Below are 23,575 nucleotides of genomic sequence, written 5' to 3'. Positions count from 1 at the left end.
GATCATGGCGACCCGAGATCTGATGAGTCGAGCGCTCGAGGCGCTGCAGGGCGGCGACGAGTCGATGACCGTCGAGGTGGTCCACGGCCTGGTCGACACCGGCGACGTGGACGGCCCGCTGGGCATCGCCGACGTGGCCGAACTGCTCGGCGTGTCTGCGCACACACTTCGCTACTACGAGCGAGCCGGCCTGGTCACGGTGCCACGAGATCTTGCCGGCCGGCGTGCCTACGATGGCGCCGCCGTTCGGCGGCTGGTCTTCGTCTCCCGAATGCGCTTGTCGGGCATGCCGATGCGGGATCTGCAGCACTATGTGGAATTGGCCGACCAAGGGGAGCGGACGGTTGCCGAGCGCCTCGAGATCATGGTGGAGCAACGCAACACGATCACCCGGCGCATCCGCGAACTGGAGCTGTCGCTGGCGGCCACCGAGTACAAGATCGCGACCTACGGCGGCAACATCGGGCCGTGATCACACCCTTGTGCTGCCGGCGGGGTCACCCGGCCTGATCGTGCAGAACGCGGCCACCCGTGGCGAAGGAACGCACCTTCGGGTCGAGCCAGATGTGCGCTGGAACGCCGCCGCCGAGGAGTGTCCGGGCAACTGCTGGTGACTCGCCGAGCGGGGTGTCAGCGGCGGCGATCACGATGTTGCCGTAACGACGGCCCTTGAGCATCGCAGGGTCGGCGATGATCGCGAGGTGCTCGAACAAGGTCCCCAAGGTGGCGGCTTCTGATCGGGCGAGTGAAAGGTCGCGGGTGTCACCACAATTGACCATGTAGACACCGCCAGGGGCCAGCACCCGACGCACCTGAGCGGTGAACTCGGCGGTGGTCAGTGCCGGTGGGGTGACGGCGGCGGAGAACACGTCACGAATGATCAGATCCCGGCTGTTGTCGGTGAGTGATTCGGTGACTTCGCGGGCGTCACCCACCCGCAGTCGGAGCAGGGGAGCACGAGGCAGATCGAACCATTCCCGCACCAATCGAGCCAGTGTGTCGTCGATGTCGACCGCGACCTGCCGGGCCTGCGGATAGTTCGCGGCCAGATGGCGAGCCATCGAGCACGCGCCGGCGCCGAGGTGAAGAACGCGCAGTCGGCTCGAGGCCGGCCAGCGGTCAGCGATGAGCGCGGCCATCCACTGCATGTACTCGAAGTCGAGCTGGGTGGGGTCGGAGAGGTTGATGTGAGAACTCTGCACGCCGTTGACGTTCAGTATCCAACCGTCGGTGAGGTGGTCACGAACCAGCTCGCAGCTGCCGGTGTCGATCGGGTACACGCCGGGCTGCGGCCCGCCGGAATCGTTGCGGGCCTTGGGTTGTCGCGATGCGCGGCCCATCAGAGGTCAGTACACATCTCGCAGATACCGCTTTTCCCGCTTGAGGGTGTTGACGTAGTCCTCCGCCGTCTCGGCATCGAACCCGCCGTACTCGGCGACCACGTCATGAAGAGCCGAATCCACATCTTTCGCCATCTGCGAAGCGTCGCCGCACACGTAGAAGTGGGCACCGTCCTCCAGCCAGGTGAACAGGTCGGCGCCGTACTCCCGCATCCGGTCCTGCACGTAGACCTTCTGCTCCTGATCCCGTGAGAACGCCAGATCAAGCCGGTCGAGGACGCCGTCGCGGCGGAATTGCACGATCTCGTCTTCGTACATGAAGTCCGTTGCCCGGAACTGGTCCCCGAAGAAGAGCCAGTTGCGTCCCCGAGCGCCCCTGGCCTTGCGTTCGTAGAGGAAGGAGCGGAACGGGGCAACGCCCGTACCCGGGCCAACCATGATCACCGGTACCGAGTCGTCGTCGGGCAGGCGGAACGAGCGGTTCTTCGACAAGAAGACACCGGCCGTGTCGCCCGCCTTGAGCCGGTCGGCGAGGTAGGTCGAGCACTGCCCTCGGCGGTCGCGCTGCGCCGAGCGATACCGAACCGCGGACACGGTCAGATGGACCATGCCCTTGTGAGTCAGTGGGCTCGACGAGATCGAGTACACCCGATGGGTGAGCGGTCTGAGGAGTTCGAGCAGCTCGGTCGCGGATATCTCGAGCGCGGGTTCGAGGTCGAGCAGGTCGAGGACGTCCTTGCCCCACAACCAACCTTCAAGGGCCTCACGTTCTTCGGTGGACAGAACGTGATCGAGTTCGGCATCGCGCGACCGCTCGGCCATGAAATCGATCAGGTCGCGGGTGGGAAGAGAGATCTCGTACTCGTGTGTCAATGCGTCCACCAGGGTGAACTCGCCGGCGCGGGTGGTGATCACTTGATGCGGATCTGCCCCGATCCTGGTGATCAACGCCGACACCAGGTGCGGGTCGTTGACCGGTCGGATGCCGAGGCCGTCGCCCGCTTCGTAGTCGATGTCGCTGTCGCCGAGATCGAAGACCACATGACGGACGTCTTTGGCCGAATCCGACCCGCGCAGTGGTCGATTGGCGACAAGCGTGGCGGCATAGGGGTTCTTGCGGGTCCACGGTGACCTTTTCGGCTTGGCCGGGCGGTCTGCGATCTCCTCGGCGCCGGGTATCTCCGGGGCCGACACCCCGCTGTCGAGCTCGGCGAGTGCCGCTCGGGCGGCGGCCAGAACTGCGTCGCGGTCCGCCGCGACGGCGCCATCCGTCGTCGAGCCGGCGTCGAAACCGGCCAGGAAACCCGACAACCACAATCGCTGGTCGCCGGTATGTTCAAGGTCGTCTGGCAGGTTGGTAGTTCTCATTAGCTCACCATTGTTCGTGATGTCGGAACCAGTGCCCCGGGTGGGCCGGGCACCGCTGCGTCGTTGAAGCGGCACCAAGCAGGAATGAGGGTACCCTCACTTGCTCTCGTGGCTGGGCGCGCCTCACCAAGTCCTAGGATGAGCACACCATGGTGACTGCTGGCTGGGACCGCGCCCTCGGGCTGACCGCGGGATATCTCCTCGACCGCATCTTCGGCGACCCGACGCGCTATCACCCCGTGGCCGGCATGGGTATCGCAGCGGGAAGGCTCGAGAGCGTCCTGTATCGCGACTCACGTTGGGCCGGAACCATGTTCACCGTCACGTGCGTGGGAGTGGTCACCGGTGCGGGCATGATGGGCCGCCGCAGCGGGGTGCTGCCGACGGCGCTGATCACCTGGGCGACCTTGGGCGGTACCTCCCTGACGTCGGTAGGCGAGCGTCTGGCCGACTCGCTGGCGTCCGACGACCTCGAGGGCGCCCGCGCGTTGATACCCAGTCTGTGCGGCCGTGACCCGAACAGTCTCGACGCAGACGGGATGGCCCGCGCCGCGCTCGAATCCGTCGCCGAGAACACCTCGGATGCAACAGTGGGTCCGCTGGTGTGGGGAGCGATCGCCGGGATCCCGGGACTGCTGGCGTACCGGATGATCAACACGCTCGATGCGATGGTCGGTTATCGCAACAGCAGATATTTAAACTTCGGCTGGGCAAGCGCTCGACTCGACGACGCTGCGAGCTTCCTGCCCGCCCGCCTGACCGCACTCCTGGTGGTGGCACTCGGCGACGATCGGGCGGGGGCGGCCACCGCTGTGCGTCGGGACGCATCGGCACACCCCAGTCCCAATGCGGGTGTGGTCGAGGCCTCGTTCGCGGGAGCACTCGGCGTGGAGCTCGGCGGTGTCACGGTCTACCGGCACCGGACCGAGATTCGCCCGACGCTGGGCGACGGTCGCGCTCCCACCGACCGCGACCTGTACCGCGCCGCGGCGTTGTCCCGGCGGGTGCAGATCGGCGCCTTAGCGACCGTAGCGGTCGGACAGCTTGTCGTCCGGCGCGCTCGTCGGTCCTGAGCCGATCGGCCCACGCGCCTCCGAATGGACCACTGCGCCGGTGGACGACGCGGCCAGTGCCTCCCGCGTCCGGCGGCCCCGCTCGCGTGGCTTCTTGGGTATCGGGGCGCCGGTCTTCGCAGCTTTCCGCTGCTTGACCTCCGACCACACGAAGTAGCCCAGCCCCAACGGCGCCATCACGCCGAAGGCAAGCCATTGCAACCCATAGGAGAGGTACGGGCCTGAGTCGAGCTGGGGGAGATCGATGACGCCGAGTCCACCGGGCTGGTCGTCGGTCAGCTGGAGGTATCCGGCGGCCAGAGGCACGTCGACGGCACGGCCGAGGACCACCGGGTCGATGGAATAGACCTGTGTTGCGCCGGCCTCGGTACGCGGCTCACGCCCCGGACTGGTTCCCTCCGCCGCACGGATGCGGGCGACCAGCGTGACCTGCTCGGTCGGCGGCGGGGTGATCGGAGGCAAGGCCGTGCCCTGGACAGGCTTCACGTATCCGCGGTTGACCAGGTAGGTGTCGCCGGAGTCGGCCGCGAACGGGGTGAGCACCTCATAGGCGGGCGACCCCTCGATGGAGCGCAGCCGTACCACCGCCTGCTTGTCCGGCAGGTACCTGCCGGTGACCGCGACACGGCTCCATTCGGCGTCCTCGACCGGACGACCATCTTGATAGAGGTCGCTGATCGGAACGGGCTGAGACGACTCCGCTCGTTTGATGAGGTCGTTCTGATGCTCGGTGCGTGAGTTCTTACCCAGCTGCCACGGGGCCAGCACCCAGAAGCACGCGACGGCGAACGCGATCACCACGATGGCAAGCGCGATCCATCCGGGACGCAGGAAGTTTCGCAGGACACGCACATCACCACGGTACCGAGTCCACCCACCAGGTCCGACACGGTGTCGCGTCCGATTCCCGGATCGGCCATGTCCGACGCGGCCGGACCAGCGACTACGCTCAACGCAGTGGGACGGTGCAAAAACTGCGGTCCGCCCGGCGACGGGCCGGCATCACGCCGTCATCATCACCACGAGGGGAGCGTCACCCATGCGCGATCTGGTCTGCCGTAAGTGTGGTCAGCGACTGTCGTTCGAGAACACGTTGTGCCTGAACTGCAAGAGCCCGCTCGGATTCCACATGCCGACGCGCACCATGTATGTCCTCGACGAGGAGGCGACCACCGAACTCGACGGACAAAAGCTGGTGCGATGCACCAACTTCGCGCTCATCTCCTGCAACTGGATCATCCCGGAAGTCGAACCCGGCGCGAAAACACCTGCAGGCGAACCAAATCCGTCGACTCTGTGCGAGTCATGCCGGCTCACCCGAACGCGGCCCGCCGACACCGACACCACCGCGATGGAGGCGTTCGGGGTTGCCGAGACCAACAAACGCCGGGTGATCCTCGAACTGGACGAATTGGGGCTTCCCATCCGGGGCCGCGACGTGGACCCCGACACGGGCCTCGCATTCGATCTGCTGTCCAGCGCCGAGAACCCCGTCATCACCGGACACGCCAGCGGGGTGGTGACCCTCGACCTCGCAGAGGGCGACGATGTGCACCGCGAGCAGTTGCGGGTGTCGATGGACGAGCCCTATCGCACCCTGATCGGACACTTCCGTCACGAGATCGGGCACTACTACCAAATGGTCCTGGTCGGCTCAGGTGAACACCGGGAACCCTTCGAGGAGCTGTTCGGAGACCCGGACGAGGACTACCAGGCGGCACTCGACCGCCATTACGGCGATGGACCCCCGACGGACTGGCGGCGCAACTTCGTCTCCTCCTACGCCACGATGCACCCCGCCGAGGACTGGGCCGAGACGTTCGCGCACTACCTGCACATCCGCGACACCCTCGACACCGCTGCGGCATTCGCGATGGCGCCGGCGGGAGCCACCCTCGACAGCGTGTTGCTCGGCGATGTGGGATTCGACCAGATCATCGACCTGTGGCTCCCACTGACGTGGGCGCTCAACCAGATCAACCGATCGATGGGGCATCAGGATCTGTACCCGTTTGTGCTCCCGCAACAGGTGTTGTCGAAGATGCGCTTCATCCACGGACTGATCGCACCGGCCGTGCTCTGACCCCGCGGGGGCCCGGGGTCAGTGGCGTTCGCGCACCCACGCCAGGAGCCCCGGGACGGCGGCCTCGATCTGCTGACGAACGGTGGCGAATCCGTCGTCCGATCCGTAGTACGGGTCGGCGACATCCGGCCCATCGGCGTCGGGGTCGAAGCTGCGCAGCAGCCGTGCTCGTTCGCCGACACCCTGTTCCTGCAGTGCACGCAGATGCCCGCTGTCCATCGCCAGCAACAAGTCTGCTCCGAGGTGCTCGGGTCCGATCTGGGCTGCGGTGTGGTCGTCGTCGTACCCGGCCGAGGTCAATTCGGTACGGGCTCTGAGGTCCGCGGGATCGCCGACATGCCAGTGGCCCGTTCCGCAACTGGTCACCCGGACCTGCTCCGCGAGCCCGGCCTCGTCGAGCGCATGCCGGAAGATGTTCTGCCCCATGGGTGACCGGCAGATGTTCCCGGTGCAGACGAAGGTGACGTGCAGGCGGTCAGGCATGGAGCAACCCGCGGAGCTGGTCCACCGATTCCACAGCCCACGCCGCGTCGGTGTGCTCGTCGGACACCGCGTATCCCCACCGCACGAACACCGCGGGAATGCCGTACTCGGCCGAACCGTGAACGTCATGCGACCGGTCGCCGATCATCACCACCGCGTGATCGGAGACGTCGGTGATCCCCAGGGAGGCCAGTGCGTGCCCGATCACGTCGGATTTGCTGCGCCGTGAGCCGTCATCGGATGCCCCCGCGATGTACTCGAAGTGCTTGTCGAGCCCGAAGTGCTCGAGGATCCGCCGGGCGGTGGCCTGATTCTTGGAGGTCGCCACCGCGAGCCTGCGACCGGACGCGGACAGGTCGGCGAGGAGTCCGTCCATACCGTCGAACACCGAGTTCTCCAGCCAGCCGACGCTGACGTACCGCTCGCGGTACGCCTTCATCGCGGCATCGACGGTTGGTTCATCGAGGTCGAGCCGCCGAAGGCTGTCGATCATGGGTGGCCCCGCGATCCCGGCCACCACCGACTCGTCGGGTTGCGGTGCGCCCACGGTGTCGAGGGCATGGCGGAAACTCTTCTCGATGCCTGCGAACGAATCGGTGATGGTGCCGTCGAGGTCGAACAGGAGCACCGTCGACGCGGCGGCCGGGTCGGGCAGATCAGCGGGGTCGGGGAGGCTGGTGTCGATGCGCGAACTCACCAGTCCATCCTGCCCGTAGGCTCGACAACTGTGAAATCGCCGAGCGCACCGACCGGGGGAGAACACCGAGTTGCTGCGGGGCAGCCGCTCACGGACCTTGCTCGTCACGGCGACCGTGACATCGAGCCCGGACTCGTCGACTTCGCGGTCAACGTGCGTGGCGCCACCCCTGACTTCCTGCTGCGAGCGCTGTATGCCCGTATCGGTGACCTCGCCCGCTATCCCGGGGTCGACGATGAGCGACGGGCCGTGGAGGCCATTGCCAGGCATCACCGCCGTGACCCGTCCGAGGTGTTGTTGCTGGCCGGGGCCGCCGAGGGTTTCGCGTTGCTGCCGCAGTTGCAGCCCCGGCTGGCGGCTCTTGTGCAACCCTCGTTCACCGAACCCGAGCGTGCCTTGCGCGCAGCGGACGTCGCGATCGAACAGGTGGTGCTCCCGCCGCCCTGGAACCTCGACCCCGATCTCGTGCCCGAGTCCGCCGACCTGGTGGTGCTGGGCAACCCCACCAATCCCACGTCCGTGCTGCACCCCCGCGCCGCGATCGCCGCCCTGCGACGTCCCGGTCGCGTCGTCGTGGTGGATGAGGCGTTCGCCGACATCGTGCCGGGGGAGCCGGAGAGCCTCGCGGGTGATCGTCTCGACGGTGTGCTGGTTCTGCGGAGCATCACGAAGACATTTGCACTCGCGGGGCTGCGTGCCGGCTACCTCCTGGGCGACCCCCTGTTGCTGCGCCGGCTGGCCCGGGCCCGACCGCACTGGCCACTGGGGACGTTGCAGCTGGTCGCGCTCGAGGTGTGTGCGGGCCCCGAGGGTGCTGCGTACGCGGCGGCGCAGGCTGCGGAGGTACAGGCGCATCGCGCCTCGATGATCGCGGCACTGCAGGGAGTAGGTGTCGAGGTGTTGGGACGGCCCTCGGCGTCGTTTGTCACGATCGCCATCCCGAACGGCACTGCGTTCAAAGAACGGCTGCGCGATCATGGGTATGCGGTGCGCAGCTGCGCCAACTTCGTCGGGATGGGGCCGGACATGCTCCGGCTCGCGGTCCGCGATGAGAGCACTGTCTCCGGGTTGATCGATGCGATCGGAAAGGTGGGCTGATGACCGCCCTTGCAGACGTGATCGAAGTACTCGAACGGGCATACCCGGTACGGCTCGCCGAGGACTGGGACTCGGTGGGTCTGGTGTGTGGTGACCCCGCCGAGACGGTGGGTTCGGTGCTGTGCTGCGTGGACGTGACCGACGCGGTGGTCGATCTCGCCGTGGCCGGAGGGGTCGACCTCATCGTGGCCCACCACCCCCTGCTCCTCCGTGGCGTCGACACGGTGGGCGCCCATACCCCCAAGGGCCGGCTCATCCACCGGTTGATCCGGAACGGGTGCGCGCTGTACACCGCCCACACCAATGCGGACTCGGCATCCCCGGGAGTGTCGGATGCGTTGGCCGGTGCGCTCGGACTGACCGACCTGCGGCCGCTCGACCCGAAACCTGCTGCGGCCATGGACAAGTGGTCGGTGTTCGTTCCCGCCGCCGAGGCCGCCTCCGTACGGGAAGCGATGTTCGCTGCGGGAGCCGGCCAGATCGGGGAGTACAGCCACTGCTGCTGGAGTACGTCCGGAACCGGACAATTCCTTCCCAGCGCAGATGCGGACCCGGCGGTCGGTGCGCGCGGTGAGCTGACCCAGGTTGCCGAAGACCGTGTCGAGATGGTTGCACGCAGGTCGGTGCGCGCAGCAGTTCTCGGCGCGCTGCGAGCAGCCCATCCTTACGAGGAACCGGCCTTCGATCTCATCGAGCCGGCCGCAGGGATCAGTGGGGAGGGACTCGGCCGGGTCGGTGAGCTCGCCGGACCGCTGACGCTGGGCGCGTTCACCAAGCTCGTCGCCGACGCCCTGCCCGTGTCGACGTCAGGGATACGCGCCGCCGGTGATCCCGAACAGGCGGTCCGGACCGTTGCGGTCTGCGGTGGAGCTGGCGATTCGCTGCTCAGGGCCGCGCGGGCCGCCGGGGCGGACGTCTACGTGACGGGGGATCTACGCCATCACCCGGTCGACGAACATCTGCGCGGGGGTGGTCCGGCGCTCATCGACGCCGGCCACTGGAGCACCGAGTTTCCTTGGTGCGAGCAGGTTGTCGATCTCCTGGGTGCCGAGCTGCCGGGGCTCTCGGCCACCGTGTTCGCCAACCCGACTGATCCGTGGACCGTCCATCGAGGGGGTTACGGCGGATGAGGGCGGCGGGAGCTGAACCGAGTGGGTCGTCGCAGACCGCGTACGGTTGCACATCCATGCATAAAACGAAAGGGCACTGGTGAAAGCAGACCCGGCCAGCCAACGACTCATGTTGGATATCGCCGACATCGATGCCGAATTGCACCGCATCGCGCATCGGCGGGCAGTCCTTCCAGAGAACGCCGAGTTGAGCAGGCTTGCCGAACAGCTGCAGACCCAGCGCGACGAGGCAATCCGCGCCCAGATCGCCGCCGAAGACCTGCTGCGTGAATCGCGTCGGCTCGACAACGAGATCAACTCGATGTCGATGCGCGAGGCCAAGGACAACCAGCAGTTGGCGGCAGGCAATCTGCCTGCCAAGGCACTGACCGAACTCGAGCACGAGGTCGCCGGTTTGATCCGTCGACGGTCCAATCTCGAGGACGAGATGCTCGAGGTGATGGAGCAGCAGGAAGCGGTCAGCGCGGACGAGCAGCGTGCATCGGCGATGACGGCCCACACCCAACGGCTGATCGACGACGCCACGGCCCGCCGCGAGGTCGCGTTGGCCGAGATCGCGGAGGCAGAAGCTGCCGCGCAGACCAAGCGTGACGCGATGCTCGAACACGCCGACGCCGATCTCATGGCGATCTACGACCGGCAGACGAAAGCGGGAAGGGTCGGAGCGGGCTTGCTCCGGGCCGGCCGTTGCGGCGGATGCCGCATGGAGTTCGACCGCGGTCTGCTCGGCCGCATCGCCGCCACCCCGGCCGACGAGGTCGTCCGATGCGACGAGTGTGGCGCAATCCTGGTACGTACCAACGAATCCGGTCTGACCCGGCAATGACCGCGGCGCCTGTGCGCTCGACGACATCGCACGCGACGACGGTGCACCGACGGCACGAAGGGTGAGGGACCGGTGAAGGTGATAGCGGAGGCAGACGGGGGCTCACGCGGCAACCCCGGTCCGGCCGGTTACGGGGCGGTGGTGTTCGACGCCGACCACTCTGCGGTTCTCGCGGAACGCAAAGAGGCGCTCGGGGTGACCACCAACAACGTGGCCGAATACCGGGGCCTCATCGCGGCGCTCACAGCTGCTGCCGAGCTCGGGGCCGCTGAGGTCACGATGCGGATGGATTCGAAACTCGTTGTCGAGCAGATGTCGGGCCGCTGGAAGATCAAGCATCCGGACATGATCCCGCTGGCTCGCGAGGCCAAGAGCCTGACCGGACGGTTCGACAACGTCGAGTTCGTCTGGATACCGCGCAATCAGAACGGGCACGCAGATCGATTGGCGAACGAAGCGATGGATGCCGCTGCAGGTGTGACGCCTGCCGCGTCGCCCGAATCCGACACCGGCACAACGGTAAAAGCGCCGGCGATGTCGCCGGGGTGGACAGGCGCGCGCGGCGCTCCCACACGTCTGTTGCTGTTACGGCACGGGCAGACAGCGCTGTCGGTCGAGCGTCGCTACTCGGGTAGGGGTAACCCCGAACTGACCGAGCTGGGCCGCGAACAAGCAGCACTGGCCGCCAAGCGGCTGGCCTCACGGACCCCCTCGGACGTCAGTGCTGTGATCAGCTCTCCGTTGGGCCGCGCCAGGGAGACCGCCGAATCAGCCGCTACCGCATTGGGTTTGCCGGTCACGGTGCACGACGGTCTGATCGAGACCGACTTCGGGGCGTGGGAGGGTCTGACGTTCCGAGAGGCCGCAGAGCGCGACCCCGAGCTCTTCAAGACCTGGCTCGGTGACACCAGCGTCGCCCCGCCCGGGGGCGAGAGTTTCGACACCGTCACCGAACGCGTGCTGCAGGCACGGTCAGAGATCGTCGCAGGCAACGAGTCGTCGACTGTTCTGGTGGTATCCCATGTGACACCCATCAAGGTGTTGCTGCGTTCAGCGCTCGATGTGGGTCCGTCGATTCTCTATCGACTGCACCTGGATCTGGCGTCGCTGAGCCTCGCCGAGTTCTATCCCGACGGCGGTGCGTCGGTGCGACTGGTGAACGACACCAACCACCTCGGCGAGATCTGACTCAACTGGCCTTGCGGCGACGTTGCTTCTCTGCCGGCATCCGGTCGGCCTGGTCGAATCCGGGACGGTTGCTGCCCACGAAGGCGAAGAGCCACGAGGCGATGGCCGCGAACCGGTTACGGAACCCCACCAGGTAGAACAAGTGCACTGCCAGCCACGTCAGCCAGGCGATGAAGCCGCCGAACCGGATTCGCTCGTTGATGGCCACCACCGCGCTGAAGCGGTTGATCACCGACATGCTGCCCTTGTCGAGGTACTGGAACGGGGTGCCCGGTTGCTTCTTCCGGCTGATGATGTCCGCAGCGTGGCGTGCCTCCTGCATGGCGACCGGGCTCTGACCGGGGTAGCCGTTCAACGACGTCATGTCGCCGATGGCGAACACGTTCGCGTAGCCACCGACCGTCAGGTCGGGGTTGATCAACAGTCTGCCGGCGCGGTCGGTCGCGCTTCCGGTGACCTCGGCGAGTACGCCCGCAAAGGCGCTTGCCTGCACTCCGGCCGACCACACGATGGTGTCGGCTGCGATGCGGCGCGTTGCCGCCCCGTCGCCGATCTTGACGGTGACGCCTTCTGAATCCATTTCGGTGACAAAGGCGTTCAGTACCACCTCGACACCGCCACGTTCCAGGGCCTTCTGCGCATAGGCGGACAGCGAACCCCCGTACACGGGGAGCGCGGCCCCCGCGCCCTCGACGAGGTACACCGAGACGTCATCGAGCTTGTAATAGCGCGTGGCCAATTCGCGAATCTGGCCGGCCACCTCCACGCCGGTGGGGCCGGCGCCCACCACCACGAAGCTGAGCAACCGGCGACGCAAGTCCGGATCGTCCGTGCGCGCGGCTTCCTCGAAACAGCGTCGGATCTGTGCGCGAAGACGGGTGGCGTCGTCGATCGTCTTGAGCGCGAAGGAATATCGTGCGAACTCGTCACGACCGAAGTACGACTGGGTGGCACCTGTGGCCGCGATCAGATAGCGGAACCGGACGGTCTGGGCTGCGCCCTCTCCGCGGAATGTGAGGAGCCCGGCATCGGGATCCACCGCGGTCACCGTTCCCAGCCGCACCTCGATGTTCTTGTGGCGACGGAGGATGCCGGCCACGTCCGGGGCGATCTCCTCGCTGTTCAGGACGCCGGTGGCAACCTGGTAGAGCAACGGCTGGAACAGGTGCTCGGGAGTGCTCGAGACGAGGACCACCCGCAGACCCGACTTGGCGAGCCGCTGCGCTGCGGTGAGCCCACCGAAACCCGATCCGACGATGGCGACGTCGGCGTCGAGTTGCTGATTCGTGCTGGTCGTTGCGAAAGGTGCGTCCATGATCCTTTTATCTCCTGGGTGCGACATCTGCCAAGTACAGCGTCGACTCATCAAGGAGTAATCCCTCTTCAGCCGCTGATCAAACGAATTCTAAAGATAGGACTTATCGCGATTCGGCATATATGCTGCTCACATGGAGCTTCGCCAGTTGACGTATTTCGTGGCTGTCGCCGAAGAGCTGAGCTTCAGCCGGGCGGCGCAGCGCTGCTTCATCTCGCAGTCGGCGATCAGTCATCAGGTTGCCCGGCTCGAGCACGAGCTCGGATCCAAGTTGATCGAACGGTCCACCCGGGCCGTGCGGCTGACCGAGCTGGGCGCGCAGGTGCTCCCGCTCGCCAGGCAGATGCTGGGCATCGAATCGATGATCACGGCCGCGGCTCGGGCGCCTGGTGGCCGGGTACGGATGGCGGCGAACATGTCGTTCGCTCAGCAGTCGCTGGCCGCGATCGCGCAACTGCGTACCGAGCATCTCGATGTCGAGATCGAGTTCATCATCAAGAGTTTCGATCAGCGCATCGATGCGGTGCTCGGTGGTGACGTCGACCTCGCGTTGATCCGAGGCGACATCGAACGCCCGGGCCTGGCGGTGCAGCGACTGTGGGTGGACGATCTGGTGGTGGCGATGTCGGATCGGCATCCCCTCGCGGGCACCGGCGACGTCCCGTTGGCCGAACTGGGTGCCTATCCGCTGTTGTTGCCGCCTGCGCGCGATCAGGTGTTGTTGCACAACGTGATCCGAGATGCATTCGACCGGCATGGACTGGATCGTCCTCGTCAGGCGCCGCCGTTGCCGGTGGATCACACGGCCACCATGGAACTGCTGAACCACCCCGACGAATGGACGGTGCTGTACGAACGGATGCCGCTGGCGGGTATCGCCTTCACGCGGGACCGCGAACGCGCACTGAGGGTTCCGGTGTCTGCTGTTGTTCGTTCGCCAGGTGCGCATTCGGAGATCGTGGATGATCTGATCGCGACGTTGCAGGCCGTACACAGGCGGACCGGAGACGAAGCGTAGCGGAGCTCGACCATTCGGCCGGAGACGAAGCGTAGCGGAGCTCGATGAGAGCTTCAGGTCACCAGCCAGAGGGCCACCACGGAGGCGACGAGGGCGGCGGGAACGGTGAGCAGACCGACTGCGGTGAATTCCTTGACCGTCACGGTTTGACCGCCGACGCGGACGAGCTTGAGCCACAACATGTTCGCCAACGATCCGAGATAGGTGAGCGTCGGGCCGATGTTGACGCCGAGCAACATGGCGAGCACCAGGGGAGTCGGGCATCCGGCACCGAGCGCGGCGAGCATCAGCAGGGTTGCGGGAATGTTGTTGATCACGTTGGCGATCACCGCTGACACGACTGCGACGAGCAACAGGTCGAGCAGACCGGTTCCGTCGGGGAGGAATTCGGCGAGCCGGGAGCCCAGTGCGCCGTCGGCGATCCCGACGACGAGCACACCGAGGGCGAACACGAAGGCGAGGAATCCTGCGTTTGCCGACCGCGCGATCTCGACCACGGAGGTGCTGCGTGCGCGAATTGCCAACGCTGCCATCACCGTGGCACCGAGGACGGCAAACCACACCGGTTCGATACCGATCACCGAACTCAGCCCGAACAGCAACAGTGTGGCGGCGAGTACGGCCAAGGCTGCCGTGGGGGCGGGACCGGGTTCCTCGGTGTGCTCTGAACGCGGGAGGGTCTTCAGGTCGTCACGGAAGTACCAGCAGAACAGTGTGTACTCGACTGTCACGATCACCAGCCACGGCAGCGCCATCAGCAAGGTGAACTCGACGAAACCCAGGCCTGTCGCGGCAAATGCCAGCAGATTGGTCAGGTTCGACACGGGCATCAGCGTCGATGCCGAGTTCGCCAGGGTGAGAGAGGCGTAGCTGTACGGACGTGCGGCCACCCGTAGCGTCCGGGTCATCGACAGGAGGACGGGCGTCAGCAACAGCACGGTTGCGTCGAGGCTCAGGGCGGCAGTGGTGAGGGCACCGGCCGCGAAGACGAAACCGAGGAGCCGGTACTTCGGCGCCGGCGTGCCCGCGGCCGGAACCGATCGGCGCGCGATGGTCCTGGCGAGCCAGGTGAAGATCCCCAGTGCGGCACACGCGTGCGACAACACGAGCAGGGCCGCCAAGAACAGCACGGTCGGTGACAGGGTTCGGATCTCGGCCCAGGCCCGATCAGGGGCCACCGCGCCGATCGCGATCGCGAGTCCGGCTGCCGGAACTGCGGCTGCGGCCTCGGGAAGCCCTCTCGGCCGCCAGACGGCAATCCCCAGTGTCGCGACCAACAGCACCAGAGCCGCAACATCCACGCGCTGATTGTTCCCTGCGTCCGGTCGGGTGGACCAATCGGACAGGAGGGAACGTACAGTGATGGAGCGAACGAGTCGGCCGGGCGGCCGCGATCGCGGGAACAGTTGCTTCAGCGACCTGCCCGCGGTCGAGGAAAGTCCGGACTCCACAGAGCAGGGTGGTTGCCAACAGCAACCCGAGGTGACTCGCGGGACAGTGCCACAGAAAACAGACCGCCGGCGAAAGCCGGTGAGGGTGAAACGGTGCGGTAAGAGCGCACCAGCATCACGGGTGACCGTGATGGCTCGGTAAACCCCACCCGGAGCAAGGTCGAAGGTCGCATCAGGCAACTGGTGCGGCTGCGCAGGTGTTCGAGGGCGGCTCGCCCGAGCCTGCGGGTGGACCGCTCGAGGTACCCGGCGACGGTGTACCCAGATGGATGGCCGCCACCGGCGACCGCAAGGTCGCCGGTACAGGATCCGGCTTACAGGCCGGCTCGTTCGCCCACATCCGAATGTTTGTCCCGTCAAGCCGTTGCCGGGGGAGCCCGCCGTTAGTCTTGGGCGGTGCAACGCAGACTCCGCGCAGCGGACATAGACTTCGGCGCCATCCGGACCGACCTGGGCTTGTCCGAGGACTTCGGCGCCGCCGCACAGGAACAGGCGCAGAACGCAACCGACCGGCTCGCCGATTCCCGCACCGACCGCACCGACCTCCCACTGGTCACCATCGACCCGCCCGGTTCGGTTGATCTCGATCAGGCGGTCCACATCATTGCCGACGGTGACGGCTTCGTGGTGCACTACGCCATCGCAGACGTCGCCGCGCTCGTCCCTCCCGAGGGGCCCTTGGACCAGGAGACACGCCGGCGAGGGCAGACCGTCTACTTCCCCGACGGGAACGTGCCGTTGCATCCTCGGCCGCTCTCGGAGAACATCGGGTCGTTGCTGCCCGATCAGACGCGGCCCGCGGTGCTGTGGCGGATCACGGTGGACTCCGCGGGGGAGCCGACGTCGGTGGACGTGCACCGGGCGTCAGTGCGTTCGGTGGCTCGTCTGGACTACGCAACGGTGCAGCGCGACGCGGACACAGGTCGGCTGCACCCGTCGATCGCGGCGCTGCCCGCCTTCGGCGAACTCCGCAGCAGACTGTCGATCAGCCGCGGCGCCATCGAATTGGGGTTGCCCGAACAAGAGGTCGTCCGCGAGCCGGGTGGCGACTGGCAGCTGGTGGTGCAACCCCGCACCCGCGCCGACATGTGGAATTCGCAGGTGTCGCTGCTCACCGGGATGTGCGCCGGCCAGATGATGCTCGAGGCCAAGACCGGGCTCCTGCGGACCCTGCCCGATGCCCGTCAGGAAGACGTGGACAAACTGCGTGCATCCGCCTCTGCCCTGGATGTGCCCTGGGCACAAGGTGTCTCGGCGGGCGCTTTCTTGGCCGGGCTCGATCCGGCAGCTCCGAGCACCCTGGCGTTGATGTCGGATGCGACCACTCTTCTGCGTGGCAGTGACTATCTGGCGATGTTGGGGGAGATCCCGCCGGACACGGTCACCGGCCACGGCGGTATCGCCGGTGTGTACGCGCATGTGACGGCACCGCTGCGCCGGCTTGCCGATCGTTTCGCCACCGAGGTGTGCCTGGCGCTCGCGTCGGGGGAGTCGATTCCTCCGTGGGTCCGCACGGCGCTACCGACTCTTCCCGATGTGATGCGGAGTTCGAGTTCGGTTGCCGGCAAGGCCGACCGGGCCGGCCTCGACCTCGCCGAGGCGATGCTGTTGTCGAGCCGGGTGGGCGAGAGTTTCACTGCCACAGTCCTGCACGGGAAGCGCGGTAACCGTCACGCTCAGGTCTTCATCTCCGACCCAGCGGTGTTCGGCAGCTGTCTCGGCGACCCACCGGAAGGCACTCGGATCCAGGTGAGGCTGACCGAGGCCGACCCTCACGAACCGACGGTGGTCTTCACCGCTGTGTCGTGATGGTCGGCCACACGATCACCGAGCCGAGCGGATCTTGTCGTACTCGGCGAGCGCAGCCTTGGCCGCGAACTCCTCACGTGCGTCGAGGCGACCGTAGACAAAAGCATCAGCCGGGGTGATGCCGGATGCGGATGCCAGCGATGCGAGGTGCTCGCGACTGACTTCCGCATCGTGGAAATCGCCCAGCACGCTCTGTTCACCCTTGGCGACCTTTGCGATCTTGCGGTGTTTGTTGCTCTGCAGTTGCTCACCCGATTCGGCGCTGTACCGCAACTGCTTTGCGCGTTTGCGGATGGTGTGGAGTTGCTCCACCCATTCAGGTGTGCCGTCGGTGAGTTCCTCGAGTTTGCGCTGAGCCTTCTCGACACGCTTGGCGCTGCGTTTGATCGCGTGGTCGAGCGCGTCGGCGGCGGTGAGTTCTGCATCCTCGCCGGCTTCGGGCTCGGCGATGGTGCGGTCGAGCTCTTCGAGCAGCTCGAAATACCGCTTCGAGCGCAGGAAGTCGATGGCCAGTTCGAGTGCGATGCGGTGCGTTTCGCGTTGGTCGTCGATCAGTGCGGTGACGATCGACTCCGATGCCTTTTCGTTCTCGAGCAGGTGTTCGTTGCGTTCGAGTTGTACCTCGGCGTCCCGGGCTTCGCCGAGAACTGCTGCGAGGTGTTTCAGCTCGCCGCCCAGGTGTTCGGCCGTGTCGGCGGACAACACATGCGGGAACGACTGCAGCACGCTACGCGCTCGTCTGGTTGCCACCCGCATCTGATGCACAGAGTCGGGCGCATTCTCGCGGACGAGGGGATCTTGAGCGATCAGGTGGTCGCGGTGCTCGGCCAGCTCCGAGATGACGAGCTCGAGAGCGCTGGGTTTCTTCCCGATGGAGTGGGCTTTGCCGGTGGGGGTCGGCCCGATCGTCCTGGCCAACTTCGATGCACTGGACGCGGTACGAGCCCCGTTGGCGCGCAACAACTTGTCGGCCTTCTTGAGCAGCTTCTCGTTGCCGTTGACCAGTTCGAGTTCCCACTCGTTCCAGCTCTGGGCGTGTCCGCCGGGAAGCAGTGACTGGGCGGTCACGTTGTCGTCGCACAGGACGGCCAGTACGTTGTCGTCCTCGTCGCGCAGTTCGGTGATGTGCCGCACGGTGGCGATCGTGGCGATGGGGATCAGGCGCCGACCGCGGACGTGAACACCGACCTGATCGGCCAATGCGTGGGGCACCACGGCCGCGAAATGGTCCGTCTGTGTTTCGGTGCTGGCGTCGACCACCGAGTCCAGCGGGGCGTGTAGCTCGCGGCGGGCATTGCTGTTCGCGGGGGCGGGACGCTTGAGATGCCAGCCCTCGTCGTGTCCTCCGGCCCGTCTGCGCAAGGTGATCTTGTTGCTGGCCAGATCGAGAGCTTCGGTGTCGTAATAGGTTGCGTCCAAGTGCTCGACCACCGGTCCGGACACCGAATGCACCACATCGAGAGTGGTCAGATCGGGTACGGACGCTCCGGCATTCAGGTCGTACTTGAGTTCGACTTCCAGAACCTCGTCGGCGCTCACCGGGTTCTTCCCTTCTGTTGGTCGAGACCGGCAAAGCGGTCCGTTGCTTCGATCAGTTGGTGGCGGATACCCGTTTCGAACGAGGCATGCCCGGCATCGTCCACCATATGCAACTCGGCCGCAGGCCACGCGCGGTGAAGGTCCCAGGCGCTTCGTGCGGGACACACCACGTCATAGCGACCCTGGACGATCACACCCGGGATGTGTGCGATCCGATGTGCGTCGCGCAGCAGTTGCCCCTCGTCGAGGAAGCCGCGGTGCGTGAAGTAATGGTTCTCGATGCCGGCGAAAGCGAGAGCATAGCGTTCGGAGTCGCCGTCCTCGTCTGCGTTGGCGCGCTGAGGAAGTAGGTAGCTGGTCGATTTCTCCCACGTCGTCCACGCCACTGCGGCCCGCACCGCTGCGGCGCGATCGTCGCCTGTCAACAGTCGGTGGTAGGCCTCGACGAGGTCGCCGTCGCGGTCCGACTCGGGAATCGGCTCGAGGTACGACTCCCACAGATCCGGGTAGATGTTGGCGGCACCGCCGTTGTAGTACCAGTCGATCTCGCTGCGGCGCAGCAGGAAGATCCCACGGAGCACCAGCTCTGTGACCCGCTCGGGGTGCCGCTGTGCGTAGGCGAGTCCCAGCGTCGACCCCCAGGAACCGCCGAACACCTGCCACCGGTCGATCGCCAACTCCGTGCGCAACTTCTCCATGTCGGCGATGAGATGGTCGGTGGTGTTGACGGACAAGTCGGCGCCGTCGGCGATGTGGGGCCGGGACTGCCCACATCCCCGTTGGTCGAACAAGACGATCCGATAGGCATCGGGGTGGAAGAACTGTCGCTGATTCGGTGACGTACCGCCGCCCGGACCGCCGTGGACGAACACCACGGGTTTGCCGCCCGGGTTGCCGCTCTGCTCCCAGTAGATCTGTTGCCCGTCACCGACATCGAGGTGTCCGGAGGCGTACGGCTCGATGGCCGGATAGAAATCGCGCATCCGACCACTATGCCGGTCCGCCCGCGGACGGGCTCGCATTTGCGGCCGACCGAGCTGAAAGCCCTAGTAGCTGTGCTCGGGTCCGGGGAACTGTCCGCGACGCACCTCGTCCGCGTACTGCTCTGCGGCACGGCGCAATTCGCCGCCGACGTCGGCGTAGCGCTTGACGAACCGGGCGGTCTTGCCGTGCGTGAAGCCGGCCATGTCCTGCCATACGAGTACTTGTGCGTCGGTTTCGTTGCCGGCTCCGATGCCCACGGTGGGGATGGTGAGTTTGCGGCTGATCTGTCCCGCGAGGTCGGCAGGGACCATCTCCATCACCACAGCGAATGCGCCGGCCTCCTGGACGGCGATGGCGTCGGCGATCAGTTGGTCGCCGGCATCACCACGGCCCTGAACGCGGAAACCGCCGAGGCCGTTGACGCTCTGGGGAGTGAAGCCGATGTGTGCCATCACCGGGATGCCTGCCGCGGTCAGTGTGGCGATCTGGTCGGCGACGCGTTCGCCGCCCTCGAGTTTGACGGCATGGGCGCCGCCCTCTTTGAAGAATCGGATCGAGGACTCCAGGGCCTGCTGCGGCCCGGCCTCGTAGCTGCCGAACGGGAGATCGGCGACCACCAGCGCGTGCGGCGCACCCTTCACGACCCCGCGGACCAGGGGGAGCAGTTCGTCGATGCTGACGGGGATGGTGGTGTCGTAGCCGTAGACGACGTTTGCCGCGGAATCACCGACGAGGAGAACCGGGATCTGGGCATCGTCGAAGATCCGGGCACTGGAGTAGTCGTACGCGGTGAGCATCGACCACTTCTCGCCTTCAGACTTCATCTGGGCCAGGTGATGCACGCGGGTGATGCGGCGGCGGGGGGAGGAGGTGGCTGCTTCGCCAGAAATTGGTGCGGAGGGAGCAGCGCCATAAACCGAATTTTCGGACATCGTTGTCTCTTTCGTGCCTCGAGTCCCGCATCCGCGGGTACCCGGGTGGGTGGATGACCCCACCAGTGTGGCACTCCGCGGCGCGAGGAGAAATGGTGTCGGCAGTGGAACTTGTCACACGGACGTGATCTCGGCGGAACCTCACCGACTTCGCAGCAGGCCTGTGCGGCCTCGTTCGCGTGGCACGATGATGACGGTGAGCATGGATGAGAGGCCGACTCGGCTCGTGGACCAGGGCCCGACCGGGCCGCGACGAGTCGTCACGGTGGTGACGATCCTGATGGCGCTGTTGCTGACGGCCGCATGCACCGAAGGTGTGTCGGGCACACCGACCGACGCAACGTTCACCACCGGTGTGGCCCCGACTCCGGACCTCGACCGGTTCTACGGACAAGAGGTCCGCTGGGGTCCGTGCACCGACTTCGCCGACCAGGAGCTGAACGGCTATCCGGCCGACCGCAGCGATTGCGCGACCGTGTCGGTTCCGGTGGACTACGCCGACCCCGAGGGGCAGGTGGCACAGATCGCGATGTTCCGGTTGCGGGCGTCCGGCAACAAGATCGGCTCACTGCTGGTGAACCCGGGCGGGCCGGGAGCCTCTGCGGTCGAGTTCATCGCGGCGCAGGCCGACTTCCTCGGCGGTCTCGACGTCTCCGAACGCTTTGACCTGATCGGGTTCGACCCGCGGGGGATCGGCAGGTCGACGCCGGAGGTCCGTTGCCTGACCGACGAGGAACGCGACGCGGAACGGGCCGAGACCCTCGTCGACATGACGCCCGATGGCATCGCCGCGATCGAGGACCGCGCGCGGTCGTTCGCCCAGAAGTGCGCCGAACGCCTGGGTACGGAGTACCTCGCGCATGTCGGTACCGACGACGTGGTCAAGGACATGGACGTCCTCCGTGCGGTACTCGGGGACGAGCAGTTGAACTATCTGGGCTATTCCTACGGCACCCGCATCGGTGCGACGTACGCCGAGCAGTTCCCGACCAAGGTCCGAGCCATGGTCAACGACGGAGCAGTGGATCCGTCGGCCGACCCGGTCGAGGATGCCGTGGCGCAGCGAGAAGGTTTCCAATCGGCGTTTGATGCGTTCTCTGCCGACTGCGCCCGGTACCCCGACTGTGCTCTCGGTCCGGACCCGTCGAAGGCCACGGCACGGTTCCAGCAGTTGACCCGGCCGCTGATCGACGCGCCGGTCCCGACGACGCAAGACCGTCGACTCACCTACGGCGACGCGATGACAGGGGTGAGCCAGGCCTTGTATTCGGACACGCTCTGGGAACCGCTGCGAGAGGGCTTGGCGCAGCTGACCGAGGGCAACGGGAGTACGTTGCTGCGGCTGGCCGACCTGTACGAGGGCCGCGACTCCTCGGGCGCGTACACGAACACCTTGGACACCTTCACGGTGGTGCGTTGTGTGGACGACCCGCCACTGACCGATCAGGCCCAGATCGATCGTCTCGATGTCGAATCCCGCAGGGTGGCGCCGTTTGCCGACGACGGTCGCGGAACCGGCCGGGGCGCCCGTGACGCCTGCGCGTTCTGGCCGGTGCCACCGACGAGCACGCCCCATGAACTCGAAGTCCCCGACCTGCCCACCACGGTGGTCGTATCCACCACCAACGACCCGGCGACTCCCTACCAGGCGGGTGTGGAACTCGCGCGGCAACTACGCGCCCGGCTGATCACGTTCGAGGGCGATCAGCACACGGCATCATTGCAGGGCGATGACTGTGTGGATGACGCCGTCACCGCATACTTCGTCGATCTCACACTTCCGGAAGAAAACCTCAAATGTTGAGATTCCAGGGTGAAATCCGCTGGATATTCTGGTTGATGCGCGCTTGTAACATCGATTTAACACCGCGCTCCTAGGCTCCGATGTCATGGATCGCCAAAAAGAATTCGTGCTCCGGACCCTTGAAGAGCGCGACATTCGTTTTGTTCGCCTCTGGTTCACCGACGTTCTCGGATATCTGAAGTCGGTCGCGATCGCGCCTGCCGAGCTCGAAGGCGCTTTTGCCGAGGGTATCGGGTTCGACGGGTCGGCCATCGAGGGCTTTTCACGGGTGTCCGAGGCCGACACGATCGCGAAGCCCGATCCGTCCACGTTCCAGATCCTGCCCTGGACCACCAGCACCGGGCGGCACCACTCCGCGCGCATGTTCTGCGACATCGTGATGCCCGACGGTGAACCGTCCTGGGCAGATTCGCGCCACGTCCTCCGTCGGCAGTTGAACAAGGCCGCCGATCAGGGATTCAGCTGCTATGTGCACCCCGAGATCGAGTTCTTCCTGCTCAAGAACCCGCCCAGTGTCGACGGGTCGATCCCCATCCCCGCCGACAGCGGTGGCTATTTCGATCAGGCAGTACATGATTCGGCGCCCAACTTCAGGCGCCACGCCATCGAAGCCCTCGAGTCGATGGGCATCTCGGTGGAGTTCTCCCACCATGAGGGTGCACCCGGACAGCAGGAGATCGACCTGCGGTACGCCGACGCCCTGTCCATGGCCGACAACGTGATGACGTTCCGTTACGTCGTCAAAGAGGTCGCGATCGGTGAGAACGTCTGGGCGACGTTCATGCCCAAGCCGTTCAGCGAGTACGCCGGCTCGGCGATGCACACCCACATGAGCCTGTTCGAGGGCGACACCAATGCCTTCCACAATCCCGACGACCCGATGCAGCTGTCGGACACCGGAAAACAGTTCATTGCCGGCATCCTGCACCACGCCGACGAAATCAGTGCCATCACGAACCAGTGGGTGAACAGCTACAAGCGCCTGATCCACGGTGGTGAGGCCCCGACGGCCGCCAGCTGGGGCGCGGCCAACCGCTCGGCGCTCATCCGCCTGCCGCTGTACACGCCCAACAAGGCCTCCTCCCGCCGGATCGAGGTCCGCAGCCCCGACTCCGCTTGCAACCCGTACCTCACCTTCGCCGTATTGCTGGCCGCAGGGCTCAAGGGAATCAAGGAAGGCTACGAGCTACCCGAACACGCCGAAGACGACGTGTTCGCGCTGACTCCGGCAGAGCGCCGGGCCATGGGGTATCGCGAGTTGCCGGGAAGTCTGGCCGAGGCTCTCACGAAGATGGAGAAGTCCGAATTGGTCGCCGAGGCCGTCGGCGAACACGTCTTCGAGTACTTCCTGCGCAACAAGTGGGCGGAGTGGACCGAGTACCGCAGCCACGTCACGCCGTTCGAACTGAAGAACTACCTGGCCCTGTAACTCTCCGG

General features: G+C 66.0%; 21 protein-coding genes and 1 other RNA gene. 12 read left to right on the top strand and 10 right to left on the bottom strand.

Annotation, left to right across the window (positions count from 1 at the left end):
- The first annotated feature begins 4 nt into the window (after positions 1-4).
- A complete protein-coding gene (locus WIMU1_RS19460; protein ID WP_062799611.1) occupies positions 5-472 on the top strand; it encodes a MerR family transcriptional regulator in 468 nt (155 codons plus the stop codon).
- A 25-nt stretch (positions 473-497) separates the two neighbouring features.
- Here the strand turns inward: WIMU1_RS19460 and WIMU1_RS19455 are convergent, their stop codons facing one another.
- Complete coding sequence (locus tag WIMU1_RS19455; protein ID WP_062799610.1) at positions 498-1,340, bottom strand: spermidine synthase; 843 nt, start codon at positions 1,338-1,340, stop codon at positions 498-500.
- Positions 1,341-1,346: 6 nt separating this feature from the next.
- Positions 1,347-2,708: a sulfite reductase subunit alpha gene (locus tag WIMU1_RS19450; protein WP_062799609.1), complete on the bottom strand. Its 1,362-nt coding sequence runs from the start codon at positions 2,706-2,708 to the stop codon at positions 1,347-1,349.
- Positions 2,709-2,857: 149 nt separating this feature from the next.
- Here WIMU1_RS19450 and WIMU1_RS19445 point away from each other — a divergent pair, with 149 nt between their 5' ends.
- Positions 2,858-3,781: a cobalamin biosynthesis protein gene (locus WIMU1_RS19445; RefSeq protein WP_062799608.1), complete on the top strand. Its 924-nt coding sequence runs from the start codon at positions 2,858-2,860 to the stop codon at positions 3,779-3,781.
- On the opposite strand, the gene WIMU1_RS19440 is transcribed toward WIMU1_RS19445, so the two are convergent.
- The gene (locus WIMU1_RS19440; RefSeq protein ID WP_062799606.1) at positions 3,728-4,633 is read right to left on the bottom strand and encodes an SURF1 family cytochrome oxidase biogenesis protein; all 906 of its coding nucleotides are present in this window, start codon (positions 4,631-4,633) and stop codon (positions 3,728-3,730) included. The genes WIMU1_RS19445 and WIMU1_RS19440 overlap by 54 nt on opposite strands.
- Before the next feature lie 187 nt (positions 4,634-4,820).
- Between WIMU1_RS19440 and WIMU1_RS19435 the strand changes: the two genes are divergently transcribed.
- Positions 4,821-5,864: a zinc-binding metallopeptidase family protein gene (locus WIMU1_RS19435; protein WP_062799605.1), complete on the top strand. Its 1,044-nt coding sequence runs from the start codon at positions 4,821-4,823 to the stop codon at positions 5,862-5,864.
- An 18-nt stretch (positions 5,865-5,882) separates the two neighbouring features.
- Here the strand turns inward: WIMU1_RS19435 and WIMU1_RS19430 are convergent, their stop codons facing one another.
- Positions 5,883-6,347, bottom strand: coding sequence for a low molecular weight protein-tyrosine-phosphatase (locus tag WIMU1_RS19430; protein WP_062799603.1), 465 nt, complete (start codon positions 6,345-6,347; stop codon positions 5,883-5,885).
- The gene (locus tag WIMU1_RS19425; protein WP_370623639.1) at positions 6,340-7,044 is read right to left on the bottom strand and encodes an HAD-IA family hydrolase; all 705 of its coding nucleotides are present in this window, start codon (positions 7,042-7,044) and stop codon (positions 6,340-6,342) included. Before WIMU1_RS19425 ends, WIMU1_RS19430 begins: the two co-directional genes overlap by 8 nt.
- A gap of 30 nt (positions 7,045-7,074) precedes the next feature.
- On the opposite strand from WIMU1_RS19425, the gene cobC reads away from it, so the two are divergent.
- The 4 genes from cobC (at position 7,075) to WIMU1_RS19405 (ending at position 11,286) form a co-directional block, all read left to right on the top strand.
- The gene (gene cobC, locus WIMU1_RS19420) at positions 7,075-8,142 is read left to right on the top strand and encodes an Rv2231c family histidinol phosphate aminotransferase CobC (protein ID WP_062799602.1); all 1,068 of its coding nucleotides are present in this window, start codon (positions 7,075-7,077) and stop codon (positions 8,140-8,142) included.
- Entirely contained in the window at positions 8,142-9,272 is a 1,131-nt protein-coding gene (locus WIMU1_RS19415) for a Nif3-like dinuclear metal center hexameric protein (RefSeq protein ID WP_062799601.1), read from the top strand. The genes cobC and WIMU1_RS19415 overlap by 1 nt, the downstream gene beginning before the upstream one ends.
- A gap of 79 nt (positions 9,273-9,351) precedes the next feature.
- A complete protein-coding gene (locus WIMU1_RS19410) occupies positions 9,352-10,098 on the top strand; it encodes a zinc ribbon domain-containing protein (RefSeq protein ID WP_062799600.1) in 747 nt (248 codons plus the stop codon).
- Positions 10,099-10,170: 72 nt separating this feature from the next.
- Positions 10,171-11,286, top strand: coding sequence for a bifunctional RNase H/acid phosphatase (locus WIMU1_RS19405; protein WP_062799599.1), 1,116 nt, complete (start codon positions 10,171-10,173; stop codon positions 11,284-11,286).
- 1 nt (position 11,287) lies between these two features.
- Here the strand turns inward: WIMU1_RS19405 and WIMU1_RS19400 are convergent, their stop codons facing one another.
- Positions 11,288-12,601: an NAD(P)/FAD-dependent oxidoreductase gene (locus WIMU1_RS19400; protein ID WP_062799597.1), complete on the bottom strand. Its 1,314-nt coding sequence runs from the start codon at positions 12,599-12,601 to the stop codon at positions 11,288-11,290.
- A 133-nt stretch (positions 12,602-12,734) separates the two neighbouring features.
- Here WIMU1_RS19400 and WIMU1_RS19395 point away from each other — a divergent pair, with 133 nt between their 5' ends.
- Positions 12,735-13,619, top strand: a complete 885-nt coding sequence (locus WIMU1_RS19395) for a LysR family transcriptional regulator (protein ID WP_062799595.1) — start codon at positions 12,735-12,737, stop codon at positions 13,617-13,619.
- Positions 13,620-13,672: 53 nt separating this feature from the next.
- On the opposite strand, the gene WIMU1_RS19390 is transcribed toward WIMU1_RS19395, so the two are convergent.
- Entirely contained in the window at positions 13,673-14,920 is a 1,248-nt protein-coding gene (locus tag WIMU1_RS19390; RefSeq protein ID WP_062799878.1) for an SLC13 family permease, read from the bottom strand.
- 71 nt (positions 14,921-14,991) lie between these two features.
- Between WIMU1_RS19390 and rnpB the strand changes: the two genes are divergently transcribed.
- Positions 14,992-15,403, top strand: an RNA gene (gene rnpB, locus WIMU1_RS19385) — RNase P RNA component class A.
- A gap of 63 nt (positions 15,404-15,466) precedes the next feature.
- Positions 15,467-16,879, top strand: a complete 1,413-nt coding sequence (locus WIMU1_RS19380) for an RNB domain-containing ribonuclease (RefSeq protein ID WP_062799592.1) — start codon at positions 15,467-15,469, stop codon at positions 16,877-16,879.
- Between the two features lie 15 nt (positions 16,880-16,894).
- On the opposite strand, the gene WIMU1_RS19375 is transcribed toward WIMU1_RS19380, so the two are convergent.
- The 3 genes from WIMU1_RS19375 to panB all read right to left on the bottom strand — a co-directional run bounded on the left by WIMU1_RS19375 (position 16,895) and on the right by panB (position 20,334).
- Positions 16,895-18,418 (bottom strand): CYTH and CHAD domain-containing protein, encoded by a 1,524-nt coding sequence (locus WIMU1_RS19375; RefSeq protein WP_062799590.1) that lies wholly within the window; start codon positions 18,416-18,418, stop codon positions 16,895-16,897.
- The gene (pip, locus tag WIMU1_RS19370; RefSeq protein WP_062799588.1) at positions 18,415-19,401 is read right to left on the bottom strand and encodes a prolyl aminopeptidase; all 987 of its coding nucleotides are present in this window, start codon (positions 19,399-19,401) and stop codon (positions 18,415-18,417) included. Before pip ends, WIMU1_RS19375 begins: the two co-directional genes overlap by 4 nt.
- Positions 19,402-19,464: 63 nt before the next feature.
- Positions 19,465-20,334: a 3-methyl-2-oxobutanoate hydroxymethyltransferase gene (gene panB / locus WIMU1_RS19365; RefSeq protein WP_023953817.1), complete on the bottom strand. Its 870-nt coding sequence runs from the start codon at positions 20,332-20,334 to the stop codon at positions 19,465-19,467.
- Between the two features lie 280 nt (positions 20,335-20,614).
- Here panB and WIMU1_RS19360 point away from each other — a divergent pair, with 280 nt between their 5' ends.
- Positions 20,615-22,138 (top strand): alpha/beta hydrolase, encoded by a 1,524-nt coding sequence (locus WIMU1_RS19360; protein ID WP_062799876.1) that lies wholly within the window; start codon positions 20,615-20,617, stop codon positions 22,136-22,138.
- A gap of 85 nt (positions 22,139-22,223) precedes the next feature.
- Positions 22,224-23,567 carry a type I glutamate--ammonia ligase gene (glnA, locus tag WIMU1_RS19355; protein WP_023953813.1) on the top strand — a complete coding sequence of 448 codons (1,344 nt, stop codon included), beginning with the start codon at positions 22,224-22,226 and terminating at the stop codon, positions 23,565-23,567.
- Positions 23,568-23,575: the final 8 nt, after the last annotated feature.

Origin of the sequence: Williamsia muralis NBRC 105860, assembly GCF_001598915.1 — a bacterium.
GTDB classification, from domain to species: domain Bacteria; phylum Actinomycetota; class Actinomycetes; order Mycobacteriales; family Mycobacteriaceae; genus Williamsia; species Williamsia muralis.
This window is presented reverse-complemented; position numbering and strand designations above follow the sequence as displayed.

Bases quoted from the DNA above. Each gene is read 5' to 3' on its own strand.
- WIMU1_RS19360 (WP_062799876.1), top strand. From the start codon at position 20,615: ATGGCGCTGTTGCTGACGGCCGCATGCACCGAAGGTGTGTCGGGCACA.
- glnA (WP_023953813.1), top strand. From the start codon at position 22,224: ATGGATCGCCAAAAAGAATTCGTGCTCCGGACCCTTGAAGAGCGCGAC.
- panB (WP_023953817.1), bottom strand. From the start codon at position 20,334: ATGTCCGAAAATTCGGTTTATGGCGCTGCTCCCTCCGCACCAATTTCT.
- WIMU1_RS19460 (WP_062799611.1), top strand. From the start codon at position 5: ATGGCGACCCGAGATCTGATGAGTCGAGCGCTCGAGGCGCTGCAGGGC.
- WIMU1_RS19400 (WP_062799597.1), bottom strand. From the start codon at position 12,601: ATGGACGCACCTTTCGCAACGACCAGCACGAATCAGCAACTCGACGCC.
- WIMU1_RS19395 (WP_062799595.1), top strand. From the start codon at position 12,735: ATGGAGCTTCGCCAGTTGACGTATTTCGTGGCTGTCGCCGAAGAGCTG.
- WIMU1_RS19455 (WP_062799610.1), bottom strand. From the start codon at position 1,340: ATGGGCCGCGCATCGCGACAACCCAAGGCCCGCAACGATTCCGGCGGG.
- pip (WP_062799588.1), bottom strand. From the start codon at position 19,401: ATGCGCGATTTCTATCCGGCCATCGAGCCGTACGCCTCCGGACACCTC.
- WIMU1_RS19430 (WP_062799603.1), bottom strand. From the start codon at position 6,347: ATGCCTGACCGCCTGCACGTCACCTTCGTCTGCACCGGGAACATCTGC.
- WIMU1_RS19445 (WP_062799608.1), top strand. From the start codon at position 2,858: ATGGTGACTGCTGGCTGGGACCGCGCCCTCGGGCTGACCGCGGGATAT.
- WIMU1_RS19435 (WP_062799605.1), top strand. From the start codon at position 4,821: ATGCGCGATCTGGTCTGCCGTAAGTGTGGTCAGCGACTGTCGTTCGAG.
- WIMU1_RS19415 (WP_062799601.1), top strand. From the start codon at position 8,142: ATGACCGCCCTTGCAGACGTGATCGAAGTACTCGAACGGGCATACCCG.
- WIMU1_RS19450 (WP_062799609.1), bottom strand. From the start codon at position 2,708: ATGAGAACTACCAACCTGCCAGACGACCTTGAACATACCGGCGACCAG.